The 16169-nt window shown below is 73.1% G+C and carries 14 protein-coding genes; 2 read left to right on the top strand and 12 right to left on the bottom strand.

Features of this window, described 5'->3' with window-relative positions; genetic code table 11:
• Positions 1-299 (top strand): hypothetical protein (locus ACFQ6N_RS02905; RefSeq protein ID WP_380646436.1); only part of this gene is annotated, 299 nt, incomplete at its 5' end.
• 162 nt (positions 300-461) lie between these two features.
• On the opposite strand, the gene ACFQ6N_RS02900 is transcribed toward ACFQ6N_RS02905, so the two are convergent.
• Positions 462-650, bottom strand: coding sequence for a hypothetical protein (locus ACFQ6N_RS02900; protein ID WP_380646435.1), 189 nt, complete (start codon positions 648-650; stop codon positions 462-464).
• Between the two features lie 265 nt (positions 651-915).
• On the opposite strand from ACFQ6N_RS02900, the gene ACFQ6N_RS02895 reads away from it, so the two are divergent.
• A complete protein-coding gene (locus ACFQ6N_RS02895; protein ID WP_380646433.1) occupies positions 916-1782 on the top strand; it encodes an HAD family hydrolase in 867 nt (288 codons plus the stop codon).
• A gap of 40 nt (positions 1783-1822) precedes the next feature.
• Here ACFQ6N_RS02895 and ACFQ6N_RS02890 read toward each other — a convergent pair whose 3' ends face one another.
• From ACFQ6N_RS02890 to ACFQ6N_RS02840, 11 genes are all read right to left on the bottom strand, one after another.
• Positions 1823-2749, bottom strand: a complete 927-nt coding sequence (locus ACFQ6N_RS02890) for a phosphate ABC transporter ATP-binding protein (RefSeq protein WP_380646432.1) — start codon at positions 2747-2749, stop codon at positions 1823-1825.
• A gap of 23 nt (positions 2750-2772) precedes the next feature.
• Positions 2773-3696: a sortase gene (locus ACFQ6N_RS02885; protein ID WP_380646431.1), complete on the bottom strand. Its 924-nt coding sequence runs from the start codon at positions 3694-3696 to the stop codon at positions 2773-2775.
• Positions 3693-5519 (bottom strand): substrate-binding domain-containing protein, encoded by a 1827-nt coding sequence (locus tag ACFQ6N_RS02880; RefSeq protein ID WP_380646430.1) that lies wholly within the window; start codon positions 5517-5519, stop codon positions 3693-3695. Before ACFQ6N_RS02880 ends, ACFQ6N_RS02885 begins: the two co-directional genes overlap by 4 nt.
• Positions 5520-5557: 38 nt before the next feature.
• Positions 5558-6796, bottom strand: coding sequence for a phosphate ABC transporter permease PstA (gene pstA / locus ACFQ6N_RS02875; protein WP_380646429.1), 1239 nt, complete (start codon positions 6794-6796; stop codon positions 5558-5560).
• Between the two features lie 64 nt (positions 6797-6860).
• On the bottom strand, positions 6861-7892 hold the full coding sequence (gene pstC / locus ACFQ6N_RS02870; RefSeq protein WP_380646428.1) for a phosphate ABC transporter permease subunit PstC: 1032 nt from the start codon (positions 7890-7892) through the stop codon (positions 6861-6863).
• 117 nt (positions 7893-8009) lie between these two features.
• Positions 8010-10649 (bottom strand): hypothetical protein, encoded by a 2640-nt coding sequence (locus ACFQ6N_RS02865; RefSeq protein WP_380646427.1) that lies wholly within the window; start codon positions 10647-10649, stop codon positions 8010-8012.
• Positions 10650-10885: 236 nt separating this feature from the next.
• Positions 10886-11482 (bottom strand): hypothetical protein, encoded by a 597-nt coding sequence (locus ACFQ6N_RS02860; RefSeq protein WP_380646425.1) that lies wholly within the window; start codon positions 11480-11482, stop codon positions 10886-10888.
• Between the two features lie 324 nt (positions 11483-11806).
• Positions 11807-12841, bottom strand: a complete 1035-nt coding sequence (locus tag ACFQ6N_RS02855) for a PstS family phosphate ABC transporter substrate-binding protein (RefSeq protein WP_380646424.1) — start codon at positions 12839-12841, stop codon at positions 11807-11809.
• Between the two features lie 427 nt (positions 12842-13268).
• Positions 13269-13673, bottom strand: coding sequence for a hypothetical protein (locus tag ACFQ6N_RS02850; protein ID WP_380646423.1), 405 nt, complete (start codon positions 13671-13673; stop codon positions 13269-13271).
• Entirely contained in the window at positions 13663-14076 is a 414-nt protein-coding gene (locus ACFQ6N_RS02845) for a hypothetical protein (RefSeq protein WP_380646422.1), read from the bottom strand. Before ACFQ6N_RS02845 ends, ACFQ6N_RS02850 begins: the two co-directional genes overlap by 11 nt.
• A gap of 166 nt (positions 14077-14242) precedes the next feature.
• Positions 14243-16111: a GAF domain-containing protein gene (locus ACFQ6N_RS02840; RefSeq protein ID WP_380646420.1), complete on the bottom strand. Its 1869-nt coding sequence runs from the start codon at positions 16109-16111 to the stop codon at positions 14243-14245.
• Between the last annotated feature and the right edge of the window lie 58 nt (positions 16112-16169).

Raw genomic sequence — 16169 nt, 5'->3', positions numbered from 1 at the left:
TCTCCGCGCTCAGCTTCAACTTCAACGCCGCCGGCGACCGCGTCATCGAGGGCGTCAAGAACAACCAGCTGCACGAGGTCTACAGCGCCTCCGACGGCTGGCACGACGGCGTCATCCCCGGTGTCGGCGGCGGCATCACCGCGCTGTCGGCCAAGATCACCGCGGGCGGTGACCGCGTGATCGAGGCCGTCGAGGGCGGCCAGCTGCACGAGGTGCACAGCGCCCACGGCAACTGGTACGACGCCACGGTGCCCGTCCCGAGCTACGGCTCGACGGCCCTGTCGCTGGCGCTCCGCTAGGCCGCGGCAGGGAACCGGTGACAGGGGCCTCCCGGGAGTTCGCATCGCGAGCTCCCGGGAGGCCCCCGGCGTTTCCGGACAACGGGCAGTGCGGACAGCGGGCGCCGTGGACAACGGGCGCCACGGACAGCGGGCAGCGCGGACTGCGGGCGCCGCGGGCGCTTACGGGTGCGGGCGGGTGCGCTGGGCCGGGAGGCTCGGGGCCGCGGTGCGGCGGGCGAGGTCCGCGAGGGTGTGGAACAGCACGTCGCCGAGCAGGACCGGGTCGCGCGAGGTGCCTGGCGCGTCCGGGGCGACGGGGTCGGGGCGGACGGTCGGGGGCGGCTGGTCTCTGAGCTGGCGAGTGGGCATGGCTCTTCCTGCCGACGGGGTGGCCGTGGGCAGTCCTTCCCGCCGTACGCGGTCAAGACACCGCCGGTGGGCGCGGTTCGGCCGGAAACGGCGTACGAAGGGCCGGATCGGGCCCCGCACGGCCGCCGGAGCGGCTCCCCGACACCACCGGAGCGGCTCCCCGACACCACCGGAGCGGCTCCGCGGCATGACCTGAGCGGCTCGACCGCACGGCCGGAGCGCCTTCGGCACCGGCCCCGACCGCGCCGGTGACCCGGCGGCGCCGATGGGCGAAGATGGACCGGTGACCGAACCCCGTACCGTTCCCCGCCTCGTCGCCACCGACCTGGACGGCACCCTGCTCTGCTCCGGCGGCACCGTCACCGACCGCACCGCCGCGGCGCTGGCGGCGGCCGAGGCGGCCGGTGTGCAGGTGGTGTTCGTGACCGGTCGGCCGCCGCGCTGGATGCAGCAGGTGAGCCCGCACATCGGCGGCCACGGGGTGGCGATCTGCTCGAACGGCGGCGCGGTGGTGGACGTGCGGCGCGGCGAGCTGCTGGAGTCGTTCCCGCTGCCGGTGGAGACCACGCTGGCGGTGGTCGAGGTGCTGCGGGCCAAGCTGCCCGGCACCGCGTTCGCCTTCGAGTACCCGGGCGGCTGGGCCCGTGAAGCCGGCTACGCGGTGCCGATGTGGGGCGACGAGCTGGAGCACGAGGTCGGCTCGGCCGAGGAGCTGCTGGGGGCCGGCGGCCCGGTCCGGGGCCTGTTCAAGCTGCTGGCGAAGCACCCGGAGCTCGATCCGGACACCTTCCTCGCCGAGGCCCGGTCGGTGGCCGGGCACCTGGCCGAGATCACCCGCTCGGCGCCGATCCCGCTGCTGGAGATCAGCGCGCCGGGCGTCACCAAGGCCAGCACGCTGGCCCGCTGGTGCGCCGGGCACGGGATCGACCGCAGCGAGGTGGTCGCCTTCGGAGACATGCCGAACGACCTGGAGATGCTGGCCTGGGCGGGCACCGCCTACGCCGTCGCCAACGCCCACCCCGAGGTGCTCGCGGCGGTGCCGCTGCACACGGTGAGCAACGAGCAGGACGGCGTGGCGGCCGTGCTGGAGGGGCTGCTCGGCCTCGACCGGCCGGGCGGCCCCGGGCAGTGACCGGCCGGCCCGTACGACACGGGCCGGCCGGGCCGCGCTCCTACCCGAAGCGCCCGTTGACGTAGTCCGAGGTCCGCTGGTCGCGCGGGCTGCCGAAGATCTGCCCGGTCGGCCCGGCCTCGACGATCCGGCCCGGGGTGTCGTGGGTGGCCAGGAAGAACGCGCAGTTCTGCGAGACCCGCTGGGCCTGCTGCATGTTGTGGGTGACGATCACGATGGTGAGCCGGCCCTGGAGCTCGGCGATGGTCTCCTCGACCCGCCGGGTGGAGGTCGGGTCGAGCGCGGAGCAGGGCTCGTCCATCAGCAGGATGTCCGGCGAGACCGCCAACGACCGTGCGATGCACAGGCGTTGCTGCTGCCCGCCGGAGAGCGCGCCGCCCGGGGTGTGCAGCCGGGTGGCCACCTCGTCCCAGAGCCCGGCGCGGCGCAGGCTGGTCTCCACGAGGTGCTGGCGCTCCTCCTTGGAGACCTTGATCCCGGCGAGCTTGAGCCCGCTGGCGACGTTGTCCTGGATGGACATCGCCGGGAACGGGTTGGGCCGCTGGAACACCATGCCGATCCGGCGCCGCACCTCGGCGGGGCGCCGGCCGGGCCGGTAGACGTCGTCCCCGTCCAGCAGCACCTCGCCGGCGAGGGCGGCGCCGCGCACCATCTCGTGCATCCGGTTGAGGATCCGCAGGTAGGTGGACTTGCCGCAGCCGGACGGGCCGATCAGCGCGGTGACGCCGCCGGCCGGCATGGCCAGCGAGACCCGCTCCAGCACCTTGCGGCTGCCGAACCAGGCGGAGACGTCGCGGGTCTCCAGCCCGGCGAGCGGCTCGCCGTCGGCCGGGCCGCCGGGGTACTGCCGGTCGGCATACGGCTGCTCGGCGCCCGGCTGGTCGGGGTAGGGGGCGACCGGCGGGAGGGTCAGGGTGTCGGCGGCCGGGTCGGGCCCCGGGGTGTCGCTCAGTGGTGCGTCGGTCATCGGTACGGTCCTCCGGGCGCGCGTCAGTACAGGTTGGGGAGCAGGGCGGCGGCGTTCTCGTAGACCGCCCAGAGCAGCGCGCCGGCCACCGGCGCGAGGCTCAGGTAGGCGGCCGAGCGCCGCCAGTACCGGGCCAGCACCAGCGCGCCGAGCACCGTGCCCAGCAGGCCGAGCGACCACAGCTGCAGGGTGGCCAGCGCGCCCTTGTCCGCGGCCAGCGCCTTGTCGTACGGGACGGTGGCGGGACGGCCGCCGGGGTTCTGCTGGGGGTCGCCCTCCAGCCGGGCGCCGATCAGCACGGTGGAGCCGGGGATCCAGTCGGAGTCCCCGGTGACCAGGACCAGCCGGTTGCGGGCCGGGTCGCTGACCGGGTGGTCGCCGTCGCCGTACACGTTGACGGTGTAGGTGAACTTGCCCTGCCCGGTGGTGGCTTCGATCCGGTCGCCGATCCGCAGCTTGGACAGGTCGGCGAACGGGGCGCCGAAGGTGGCGCCGCGGCCGAAGACCACCGCGACGCCGCTCTGGCCGGGCAGCGCGGTGTCCCGGCGGTGGCCGGGGCCGCGCATCAGGTCCCGGCCGGTGGTGCCCTCGACCACCACGGCCTGGTGCAGGCCGATCGCCGGGATGTCCAGCAGGGCCACCGGGTCGCCGTCGGCGGCCGCGCCGGTCGGGGCGACGGCCTTGGCCAGCTGGTCGCGGAAGGTCTTGTACGCGGTGGACTGGTAGTGCCGCTGCTGGACGTGCGAGAGCGTGAACAGGTAGCCGACGAAGCCCAGTACCAGCGCGGCGGCGAGGCTGACCGCCCAGGCGCCCTGGAGGAACCGGCGCCGCCCGGGCGACACCGCGGGCCGGGCCGGGCCGGCCTCGGCCTCGGCGGCGGGCCGCGGCGCGGCCGCCGGCACCGGCGCGGGCCGCGCGGCCGCCTTCTCCAGCACCGGGGCGGTCACGAGGTGCCGCCCGAGCCGTTGCGACGGCGCAGCAGGCGGCGGCCGAGCAGCGGCGGGACGAGCACCACGGCGAGCAGTTCGAGGGCGGTGAGGGTGGACAGCGTCCAGTCCTCGGGCTTGCCGCTGACCTCGACCACGCTGGCCGCCACCTCGGTGGCGCCGCCGCCGCGGCCGCGGGCGACGACCTGGCCGGTCTGCGGGTCGACGACGTCCTGGGTGCCGTCTCCGGCGCCGCCGGGCGCGTTGGGGTCACCGGCCGCCGCGTCGCCGCCGGGCGCGTTGGGGTCGCCGCCGGCCGCACCGCCGGTACCGCCCGCGCCCGTTCCGGCGCCGCCCGTACCGCCGCTGCCGTTCCCGCCGCCGCTGCCGCCGCCCGAGGTGCCGCCGGTGCCACCGGTGCCGCCGGCCGCGCCGCCGGAGCCGGAGCCGCCGCCGGTGCCGCCCGTGCCGCCGGACCCGGTCTTGCCCGGCTGGCCGTTGACGCAGTCCAGCGGGGCGCCCAGCTTGTCGCAGGCGCTCGGCATCGGGGCGTTCTTGAGGACGGTCAGCTCACCGGCCGAGTTGAAGGTCGGGTTGGCGCAGTTGGAGAGGGTGTCCGGGTCGACCGGGCTGGCGTTGCCGGGGATCGCCCTGGTCTGCAGCAGGCCGCCGCGGACCAGGCCGCGCGGGATCGGCGAGTACCCGAGGTCGTCCGCCTTGCCCTGGCCCTCGCACAGCACGTAGGAGAGGAAGCGGCTGAGCGCGGAGCCCTTGTCGTTGTTGAAGCGCGGCGGCGGGGGCTGGGCGGCTCCGGCGCGCGGCACGATCAGGTAGCTGTAGCTGGAGATCGGGTAGGCGCGCGGGTCGTTCATGGTGTAGACGCCGTCGAGGTTCTGCTGCAGGTAGTTCGGGTCGTTCGCCGGGGTGCTGTCGTCCACGCCGCGGACCTTGGCGGCGGTGAGCGCGACGGCGACGTTGGAGGCGGTCGGCAGCGAGTAGTACCCGGCCGAGTTGAGCACCTTCACGACCGGCCAGTTGCTGCGCTTGGCGAAGGCGTACTCGTCGTAGCCGATGGTTCCCTGGTTGGTCGGGGACTTGATGTACCCGGCCACCACGTCGGAGCCGTTCTGCGCAGTCATCCGGCCGGACTGCGGGAAGAACTCGGTGTAGTCGCCGCAGGTCACGCCGTTGACGGACTTGCAGTAGGCGTCCCACTGGTCCTTGTGGGTGTGCTCCATCCAGCGGGTGAACTGGGCGGTGGCGCCGGAGCCGTCGGAGCGGATCACCGGGGTGATCTGGAGGCTGGGCAGCGGCTTGCCGTAGTCGGCGGTGATCTTCGGGTCGTTCCAGTTGGTGATCTTGTTGGTGAAGATGTCCACGACGGTCTGCGGGGACAGCCGCAGGTCGCGGACCTGCTTGCCGCCGACCACCAGGTTGTACATGAAGGTGGTGCCGCCCGCGGTGATCGGCACGTAGGAGAAGCCGAAGACCGGGTTCTCCTTGCTGCCGGCGCCGGTGTCCTTGCCGCCCTGGCCCACGCCGGTGTCCGGCGCGGAGCGGAACGGCACGTCGGAGGCGGTGAAGTCGTCCTGTCCGATCGACCACTGGGTGCGGCCGGCCGCCGAGCCGACCGGGTTGAAGTTGATCTGGATGCCCTGCGGGGACACGTCCTGGCGCCACTGGTCGATGGCGGGGCCGGCCCAGCTGGAGCCGTCGGCGCTCAGCGAGACGGAGGCCGCGTGGGCCGGGGTCTGCCCGAGCAGCAGGGAGGCCGTGGCGAGCGACAGGGACATCGCCCCTGCCAGCAGCCGGGCCATGGAGCGCCTTGCGGCCTCCCGGAACATGGGGACTCCTCTGGGACGGAGGGTGGTCGGACGGGACATCACTGCTCTTCCTGCGGGTGCAGGGCGTACGGGCGGGCGACGGCGCCGACGGCGGCGGCCCTCAGCCGGCGGGCGTCCCGGTCGATCCGTCGCTTCTGGGCCCGGGTCAGCTGCCCGGGGCGACGGCCGCCGAGCACGCGCGCGGTGACGAAGAGGATCAGGACGACGGCCATCAGGGTCAGGCCGGCCGCGAAACCGCGCGCGATCATGCCGTCGTACGGCTGCTTGACGTAGTTCCAGATGTACAGCGGCAGCGAGACCTGGTGCTCGCCGAACGGGTTGCCGTTGAACTGCGAGGTGAAGCCGGAGGTGAGCAGCACCGGCGAGGTCTCGCCGACGCCGCGCGCCATGCCGAGCACCACGGCGGTCACCAGACCGGGCCGGGCGGTCGGCAGCACCACGTTCCACACCGTGCGCCACTGGCTGCCGCCGAGCGCGTAGGAGGCCTCGCGCAGCGTGCCGGGCACCAGCCGGATGACCACCTCGGCGGCCCGGGTGACGATCGGCATCATCATCACGGTGAGCGCGAGCGAGGCCGCGAAGCCGCTCTTCTCGAAGCCGAAGGTGATGATCACGATGCCGAGGATGAACAGGCCGGCCACGATGGACGGCAGCGCCGTCATCGCCTCGACCAGGGTGCGGACCGGGCGGGCCATCCGGCCGCCGACCTCGGACATGAAGACGGCCGCGGCGATGCCCAGCGGGACGGCGAACAGCGTGGCCAGGCCGAGCTGTTCGAGCGAGCCGACGACGGCGTTGAGCGCGCCGCCGGAGGTGAGCGGGTCGAGCGGGCCGGTGTGCTCCATCGACTCGGTGAAGAAGTTGAGGTGCTGGGCCGCGTCGTAGCCCCGGCTGGCGACGTAGCCGATCTGGTCGGCGATCAGCGCGACCACCAGTACCCCGGAGCTCCAGGCGACCACGGAGACCAGCCGGTCGCGCACCATCATCGGGTGCCACTGGAGCCGGCCGACCAGGTAGTAGCCCGCCAGGAAGAGCAGGTACCAGCAGACCAGGAAGCCGAACGCGCCGCTGAACGGCAGCACCCGCTCGTACAGCACCCAGTCCAGCGCGAGCGATCCGACCACCGTGCCCAGCACGGTGAACACGTCGTCACGGGTGACGCCGCCGATCCGGAGCTTCTTCTCGGGGCGCGGGGCCTCGGCCTCGGCGGACCCGACGGGCGCCGGCCCGCCGGCGGGCCCGGGCGCCGCGACCGGTGGCAGGTCGAGCGTGGTCATCGGATGGTCCCTTCACGGTTCGGGTGGCGGCTTGCCCCGCAAGCGGTCTGACGGTTCGTCATGCTCAGTCCGCCGTCGCGGCGCCGGAGCGCGAGCGGTTGATGACGATCCCGGCCAGCACGTTGACCAGCAGGGTGAGCGCGAACAGCACCAGACCGGCGGCCATCAGCGCGGAGAGCGACAGCGCGTCCGACTCGCCGAAGCGCAGCGCGATCAGCGCGGAGATCGAGTTGGCGCCGTTCTCCAGGATGTGCGTGATGGCCTTGAAGTTCGGCGAGATGATCAGCGCGACGGCGATGGTCTCGCCCATCGCGCGGCCGAAGCCCAGCATCACCGCGCCGATCACGCCGCCCTTGCCGAACGGCAGGACGACCGCGCGCACCATCCCCCAGCGGGTCGAGCCCAGCGCGTACGCGCCCTCCCGCTCGCCCTGCGGGGCCTGGGAGAACACCTCCCGGCTGAGCGAGGTGATGATCGGGATGATCATCAGCGAGACCACCACGCCCGCGATGAAGGTGGAGGAGGTGTACGAGGTGCCGATGTCGCCGATGCGCACCTTGAGGAAGGGGATGTAGTCCCCCAGGTGGTTGGCCAGCCAGCGGACGAAGCCGATGATCCGCGGCTGGAGGAAGAACAGGCCCCACAGGCCGTAGACGATGCTGGGGATCGCCGCCATCAGGTCGATCAGCGAGACCAGCGCGGCGCGCAGCCGCACCGGCGCGTACTCGGAGATGAAGATCGCGGTGCCGAGCGCCACCGGGACGGCGATGACCAGGGCGATCACCGCGATCAGCAGGCCGTTGGGCAGGACGGCGGCGATGCCGAAGTTGTGGGCGGCGGTCTGCCACTTCTGCTCGGTCAGGAAGGACCAGCCGACCTCGCGCAGGGCGTCGGTGCCGCGCAGGACCAGGAAGAAGGCGATCAGTCCCATGATCGCGAAGACCGAGAAGCCGGCCACCCTCAGCCCGCCCCGGAACACCCGGTCGCCGGGGGTCGCTGGGGCGGTGATGGCGCGCGGGACGTCCTGGTCGGGCCCGTGGTCGGGTTGGTGCGGCACCCCGGCGTACGGTGCCGCGGGCTCAGCGGCGGATGTCATGGTGTGCTCTCCGTGCTCGGGAACGGGCGTGCTCGGTGAGGGTCCGGGGCGCTGCCTCGGTGGGAGGGGAAAGCGCTCGGCGGGGCCGGAAACGGCGGCCCCGCCGAGCACGGATCCCTACTTGCGGCGCAGCCGCGACCACTGGGTGCGGGCTTGCGACAGCACCTTGGCGCCGGCCGGGGTGCCGCCGAGGAACAGCGCGGCCGGTCCGCCGACCAGCAGCACCAGGCCGGCGATCAGCGCGATCGGCAGCAGCAGCCGGGCGGTGCCGGACCGGTCGGGCACCGGGGTGCCGACCGGGGCCGCGGCGAGCGCGGCGCCGGTGGGGCTCGCGGTCGTGCCGGGCTTGGCGCCGGCCGCGGCCGGGGTGCCGGGCGCCGCGGCGCCGCCGGCCGCACCCGTCCCGGTGGAGCCGGTGCCGGACAGGCCGTCGGAGAGCCCGGAGCCGGTGCTGCCGGAGCCGCCGCTCGTGCCGGTGCCGCCGGTGCCACCGGTGCCGGAGTCGCTCACCGGGCTGGTCCCGCCGGTCGTGCCGCCGGAGCCGCCGTTGTCCGTGCCGCCCGCGGGGGTGCCCCCGTCGGTACCGCCGTCGGTACCGCCGGCCGGCGGCGCGGTCTGGTTGCCGGGCAGCTTGTTGTCCTGGGCGGCGACGTGCTGCACGGCGTCCTGGGCCTGCTGCCGCTGGGCGGCGGTCAGGGCCAGGTAGCCCTGGGTGAGCTGCCCGGGTGCCAGGCCGTAGGTCTGGCCGTCGGTGGTGACGGTCTTGAGGAACTGCGAGATGGAGGCGGCCTTCGCGGCGGACAGCCCGCCGGTCGGCACCATCGCGTACTGCACGGCGGTCAGCGGGTACGCCCGCTGGTCACGCGAGAACGCGGTGTCGGGCGTGCCGTACGGCAGCTGCTGGACGCCGGTGGCGGCGTCGGTCGGCATGTCGGCCACGGCGGCCTGGAAGCCGGCCGTGGAGGGCGACACGTAGGAGCCGGCCGGGTTGAGCAGCGCGGCCTCGGGCAGCGAGAACGCCTTGGCCTGGGCGGTGTCCATGATGGCGAGCATCAGGCGTTGGCCGGGGAGCTGCGCGGGGCAGGCCGCGTGGACGCCGTTGGCGTCCGCGTTCGGCTGCTGGCAGTTGGGCTGCAGCTGCATCATGTTGCGGAGCACCCGGGAGAGGCCGTCGAGGGAGGGGTTCCACTCGTACTGCTTCCAGTGGTGGAAATCCACACCCGGGCTGCCCTTGTCGGGGCCGGTGAAGTCCTGGACCTGGAAGGCCTCCGCCGGGTAGCCGGCGAACTTCGGCTTCAGGTAGAAGCTGTCGACCCGCATGCCCCACGGGTCCGGCTCACCGTCGAGGAAGCGGGCCGCGTCCGGATCGGCGGCCACCCACGAGGTCAGCAGGTAGGTGAAGTCGGTGGTGCCACCGGGAACGCCGGGGTACACCGTCAGGACGCCACCGCAGCTCGTGGGCCAGTGGATCCCGTTGGCCGCCGTCTCCGGGTTCAGTTGCTTGAACTCGGGGTCGGTGAAGAGGCAGACCGGGTTGCCCGCCACCGAGGGGATGGGCGAGCCGGGTGAGGCGTAGGACTGGGTCAGCAGTTTGGCCAGCAGTCGGGCATTCAGCTTCATGTCGCGGATCTGACGGCCGGTGCTCTGGTCGTCGATCAGGTACGTGACCGAGATCCCGGTCGTGGCGAGCGGGGCGTAGACGTACGGGCGCGGCGGTGGTGACCGGTCCGGCCGTGCCGTCAGCGCGACCTCCGTGCTGCTGCTGCCGCCCAGGAACGCCGCTCGGGCCTGCGGCTCCCCGCCGGCCGGGACGTAGCCCACAGTCATCGGCGAGTCGCCCAGGCACAGACCGGAACGCCACTGCTGCATGGCCCGGTTGGCCATCTCCAGCCCGGCGGCGCCGAAGGCCTGGGCGCTCGCGGCGCAGGAGTCCGACGCGGGGGCGAAGGACAGCGGCACCACGGTCTTGTGCTGCCAGGCGCACTGCTCGCTGGTCCGGTTGCCCGTCTTCCAGTTCTGGAAACCCGGCTTCATGATGCCGTCGGCGGCGGTGTAGCCGTCCGGGTCGTCGTCCAGGTCGTGGAACTCGCAGTCGGCGCCGCCGTCGTGGACCTGGAAGAGGTCCAGCGGGTCACCGCCGTAGTTCGGCTCGACCACCAGGGAGCAGGGGTGGGTCGCGTCACAGCCGAGCGTGGCGCTCTCCTTGGAGCTCCACACCTCGATCGCGGCGGTTCCCGAGCCGTCCGGACCGGTCGCGGCGAGCACCTGGTTGGTGGGCCACTCCGGCGTCTCCAACCGGATCGGACGGGGCGGCTGCTCGAAGCCCTTCGACGGGTCGCCGCCGTACAGCGTGCTGCCGTAACAGTCCGTCACTACCGGGTTGGTGCCGCGGCACTGGTAGATCCGCACCGCGTAGAGGATGACGTTCGATTCCTTCTGCGGCACCGGGACCGGGGCCTTGGTGCCGATCTCGACGGTCGGGGTGAAACCGCGCCAGGAGACCTGGAGGACCTGGTTGGTCAGGTTGGTCGTCTGGGAGACGGTCACACTGCCGGGAGCGCCGTACTTCTTGGTGGCCGGAATCCAGACCTTCGGGCCGGGCACGGTGACGGCCGAGTCGGCGTGCGCCGCCGGCGCCGCGCCCAACCCGATCGGAATGACAGCGAGCGCCGCCACTACGGCCTTGGCGAGCACCAGGGCCGGTAGTCGACGGCGCCACCGCCCTCGGCCTCTCGGGTCGGGTACGCGGTTTCTCATGGCGTGGCCTCCGGGAGATGCGGGCCGCCGGGGGAGGCGGCGCGAGGGGGTCGATCGCGCTGGGGACGGACGATTCCGTGCGTACTATTCGGCCAGCCGGACATGGCGGGATCCGGTCGGCCAGATGTACGAGACCACAACGCGGCGACTCCGTACCGGAGTTGGGAACTCCGCAAGCGAAGGGCCCGCGCCGAGGCGCGGGCCCGCCGACCTGCGGTCAAGCACTACTGCCCGGGTCAGTGCGCCGGGGTGTAGGACAGCGCGAGCTTGCCGATCTGCTGGCCGGCGGTGAAGTAGCCGGTGCCGAGCTTGGTGTCCAGGTACTGCGCGCCCGCCGCGTCCACCTGGAAGCTGGAGGAGGTCAGGTTCTGGGTGAGGCCGGAGCGGCTGATCACGTTGTCGCCGGCCGGGTCCAGCAGCGGGACCGGGGTGGTCGAGCCGTTCGGCACGGCGGTGAAGTAGCCGTTGGTCACCGAGAAGTCGAACTGCTTGAAGGTCACGCTCTTGCCGGTGGTGAGGTTCAGGAAGAGCAGGCCGCCACCGAACTGCACATCGCCGTAGAAGGCCGGGATGTTCGCCGCGCCACCGCTCACCGGGAGGTTCAGGGTGAGCCCCGTGGCCTGGTCGTACGCCGGGCTCGCGGGCTGCAGCGGGATGATCACGATGCCGTTGAGCGCGGCGTTCGTCAGGAAGTTGACGTCGGTGGTGATCACGGCCTGGCCGGCGGCCGGCGTGGCGGCCGGGGCGTCGGCGACGGCCGCACCGCCCGCGGCGGTCACGGCGAGGACGACGGCGGCACCGGTCGAGGCCAGGCGGGCACTGATGCGGGACATGCTGAACTCCTTGGGAGAGGGAGAGGTGGTGACTGGTAGTACGGGGAGAGGAAGCTCAGGAGTGGCTGCTGGAGCCCCCTGGTACACCTGGCCGACGAAGCAGCCCGTCGGAGGGGGATCAGCACGTCCGGGTCGCCGAGTTCCGGATCCGGAGCCCTGGTTCGGCCTCGCCGTCCGGTTGACGCACATGCCCGGAGCGAGTCGGCTGCCGAGGCTGACGGCGCCCGGGAGAATCGCCGCCGACGCCGCTCGGGCCGTGGGGCCCGAGGTGGCCCGGCGGCCGCGGGGCGAGGCCCCGCGGCCGCCGGTGTGGTGCGGGGTCGATCAGGAGTGGGTGACGCTGCCGCAGGCGAAGGAGGACAGCGGCAGGAAGCCGAAGCTCTTCAGGTCGGCGGCACCGTTGGTGCAGATCCAGCCACCCTTGCCGAAGATGGCGCGCAGGGTGGTGCCGTGGGCGTCGGTCGCGGTCCACTCGGCGTCACGGAAGACGTTGTAGACCACGCGGGAGTAGGCGGTGGTCGCGAAGGCGGGGGCGATGGTCTTGTTCACGGTGTCGACCGGGGCGACCGAGTTGACGGAACGGATGGTCAGCGGGCCCTGGACGTCGGCGCCGGTGCCCTGGCCGAAGTAGACCTGGCCGACGTAGTGGGCGACGGAGTAGGGGACCAGCGCGTTGACGTCGCTCAGGGCGGTGTCGCTGCCCTGGTTCTCCTGGGTGCCGCTGGTGACGCAGGCACCGGGGGTGACCGCGACGCCGCTGCCGATCGTGGTCAGGAAGAACGACCGGGTGCCGGAGCTGGTCTGCGGCAGGAACGGCTTGATGGTGGCGTTCGGCAGCGACGGGTCGATCTGGTCCCAGGTGCTGACCGCGCAGGTGTAGATGTCCTTCAGGTTCTGCGTGGTGAGGTTCGCCGGGGCGTTGCCGCCGGCCGGGGCGGCCCAGGCGACAGCGTCCTTGGCCAGCGCGACGAAGTCGTCGGTGGTCGGGTCGGACGCCTGCGGGGAGCGCGAGGAGCGGGCGAAGTCCACCGTGGCGCTGGTGTTGGCGTTCAGCGCGGTGATGCCGGCGCCGGAGCCGTTCGGGCGGTTGATCGGGGTGGCACCCGACTTGGTGGTGATGGTGCCGGAGGGGATCGCGTCCCAGCTGTAGAGGCGCGGGGCGCTCGGGTTGGTCAGGCTCGCGTTGTAGTCGGCGGCGAGCTGGTTCAGCACGGCCTGGGTGGTGTCCGAGCCGACGCCCACGATGTCCTGGGAGTTCGGCAGGCTCGCCGGGTCGGCGACGGCGGTGCCGGCGAAGACGGTGGCGACGGAGGTCGCCAGCGCGGCGACGGTGAGCAGCTTGGCAGCGGTCTTACGCATGTTTCTCTTCCTCCGGGGGAGAGACGTCCATCGCGTGAACCCGTACTCCGGTCGGGAGTCCGGGGGCCGGTGACCGCGTCCGCTGCGGCCCTTCCGGCAGTGCAGATCCTGTCCGGCGGGCCGGTTCCGCCGGAAGGGAGGTCATGGTCGGCCGGGTAATGTCGACTCATCGGTTCGACGAGGTTTAGGCACTGGTCAGCGTGGACGCGACAGGGTGGCGACAGGGCCTCTGAGCAGCGCGGACGTTCTTCTCCAGGAGGCTGCTCGGGGTGTTGCCGGAAACCTGCGCTTCACCGGAACTGCACAGTCCGAGGGCCCCGTGGAACCACCGGGTCCGGACAGACCGGAGGGCGGCCCGCCGTTCGGCGGACCGCCCTCCGTCGCACTCCTTCGCACTTCTCCGGGTTCCTCCAAGATCCCGGCCGGACTACAGCGGCCAGCGGCCGTCCCGGCCGGAGCGGCGCAACTCCTGCCCCACCCGCTGCAGTCCGGCCAGGAACCCGTCGATCCCCGCCTGGCACTGGTCGCGCCGCAGGTAGCCGCGCGCGCTGCGGGCGACCGGAACGGCGGAGGCCGCCCCCGGCCGGGTGCTGCGCACCGGCAGGTGGGCGGCCCAGACCCATTGGCGCCCCTCGGACTGGCCGACCGAACACCTCAGTGCGGCGCGCTCGATCAGCAGTTCCCTCACGGCTTCGGCCAGTTCCTCCTCGGTTCGATAGGTCCGTACGCCGACGCCGAGCGGTCTCCCGTTGGCGGCGCGCAGCGCCCAGCCGAGGCAGCGGTCGGCCGCCGGCACGATCAGCAGCCGGGGGCCGCGCGGTTCAGCGGCCATCGCCGCGTCTCAATGGCACGACGCGCTCGGGCAGTTCGCGCGGCGGCTGCTTGGCGAGCAGCACCACGAACCGCCGGAAGGCGTTCTGACAGGTCGCGTAGCGTTCGTACGCGCGACTGGAGCGCACCTCCGGGAGGTTGCGCGACCCGGGGATCACCCAGACCCAGCCGATGCCGTCCCGGACATGGGTGATCCTTGCGGTCAGTTCGGCCGCTCCGATGCGCAGGCCGTCGAAGCCCCGCTCGGCCTCGCCGGCCGTCTCGAACGCGGCCGGTGTGATGGCGACGACCCGGCCGTTGGGCGCCTTGAGCTGCCAGCGGTACCGTCCGTCCGCGGCCCGTTCGGTGCGGAACCCCCCTCGACTTGCCCCTGCTGCGGTGTGACCGCGGCCGGAAGCGTCCACTGCCCCCTCCGTCCGGTTACCCTCCGGTTTCCCCTCCGAGCGGAGCAAAGCTATGTGTGCACACAGAGCCCCCGAAAGCCCAGAACGTTCACAACTTGCGCTGTTGGTCGGGAAGTTCTCTCTCGTTTAACTTTCACTCGTCCAGGCCGGGGGCCTCGCGGTCCGTTCAGAGCCGGGCCGTCCAGCGCACCATGGCGCCCTTGCGGTACGGGCCCCTCTCGTGCCAGGCGTCGCCGCCGAGCGCCTCGGCGCGCCGGGTGAGGTTGAGCAGCCCGCTGCGCCGGCCGCCCTTGGGGATGCCCACGCCGTCGTCGGTCACGGTGAGCAGCACGCCGGGCCGCCCGGTCCGGTCCAGCGAGTCCGGGTCGCCGCCGACCGGTCGTCCGTCGTCGCCCAGGTGGACGGTGGCGTCGATCTCCACGCCGACCCGGGAGGCCCGGGCGTGCCGGGCCGTGTTGGAGAGCATCTCCCTCAACGCGGCCAGGAGTTGACGGCCGGTCTTGTCGCCGACCAGGCTCTCCACCGGCCCGACGAAGCTCACCGAGGGCTTGAAGCCGAGCGCCGCCGCGGCCTGGCTGGCCTCCCGCAGCACCCGGGTGCGCAGGGTGTCCGGCGCGTCGCCGTGGTTGTCGTGCTGGAGGGCGTAGATGGTGGTGCGGACCTCCTGGATGGTGGCGTCCAGCTCGTCCACCGCCTTGCCGATGCCGGTCCGCACCTCGGGGACGACGGCCCGCCGGGCCGCGCTCTCCAGCATCATCCCGGTGGCGAACAGCCGCTGGATCACCAGGTCGTGCAGGTCGCGGGCGATCCGGTCGCGGTCCTGGAAGACGGCCAGGCGCTGCTGGTCGCGCTGGCCCTCGGCGAGCCGCAGGGCGAGCGCGGCCTGGGAGGCGAAGGTCTCGGCGAGCTGCTTCTCGCTGTCGGTGAACGGCAGCGCGCCGCAGGGGCGCCAGACGCAGAGCCCGCCGAGCACCCGCCCGGCGGCGACCATCGGCACGGCCATGGACGGGCCGAAGCGGCGGGCGAGGCGCATCACCACGGTCGGGTCGCTGGACATGTCGTCCAGGTAGACGCTCTCCCCCGCGAGCAGCCGGGCCGCGAAGCTCTCCTTGGGCAGCAGCTCGCCGCGGACGAACTCGGCCACCTCGCCGGAGGCGTGGGCGACCCGCATCTGCCCGTCACCCTCGCCCTCGCCCCTGCCCCCGCCCCCGCCCCAGCCCCCGCTTCCGCTTCCGTCCACCGGCCCGGTGGGCAGCAGGATCATGCCGAGGGCGGCGCCCGCCAGCTCCCGCACCTGTTCGGCCGCGACGGTCAGCGCCGTCTCGGCGTGCTCGCCGGAGAGCAGCGCGGTGGTGACGGCGGCGGCGCCGGCGATCCAGCGCTCGCGGCGGCGGCCCTCCTCGTACAGCCGGGAGTTCTCGATGGCCACGCCGGCGGCCGCGGCGAGGGCGTGGACCACCTGCTCGTCCTCGGGGGTGAAGGCCCCGCCGCCCTTCTTCTCGGTGAGGTAGAGGTTGCCGAACACCGCCTCGCGGACCCGGATCGGCACGCCCAGGAAGGTCCTCATCTGCGGGTGGTGCGGCGGGAAGCCGGAGGAGCGCGGGTCGGCGCCGAGGTCGGTCAGCCGCAGCGGTTCGGGGCGGTCGATGAGCGCGCCGAGGATGCCGCGGCCGGCGGGGAGCTCGCCGATCTCGGCGGCGGTGCCGTCGTCCACGCCGACGTGGATGAAGTCGGCCAGGCCGCTGCCGCCGGGGGCGATCACGCCGAGCGCCGCGTACCGGGCGTCGACCAGTTCGGCGGCGCCGGTGGCGATCCGGTGCAGGGTGGCGTGCAGGTCCAGGCCGGCGCCGATGGAGACCACCGCTTCCAGCAGCCGCTGCATCCGGTCGGTGACGGCGGCGGCCGACTGGAGGCGTTCGGCGACCTCGGTGACCAGGGTGTCCAGGCCGAGCGAGGCGATCTCGGGCACCCGGTGGGGGGTCGGCTCGGGGGCGGCCTCGGGGAGGTCCGGCGTGGGGTCCGGCGTGGGGTCCATGACGAAAGCCTAGTTTGTACGCTTTTCAGACAAAGCATGACGCGACGGGGAACGCCGG

This window comes from Kitasatospora sp. NPDC056446 (assembly GCF_042796115.1).
Taxonomy (GTDB): domain Bacteria; phylum Actinomycetota; class Actinomycetes; order Streptomycetales; family Streptomycetaceae; genus Kitasatospora.
Note: the sequence above shows the minus strand (reverse complement) of the source record. Positions and strands in the feature narration are given on the sequence as shown.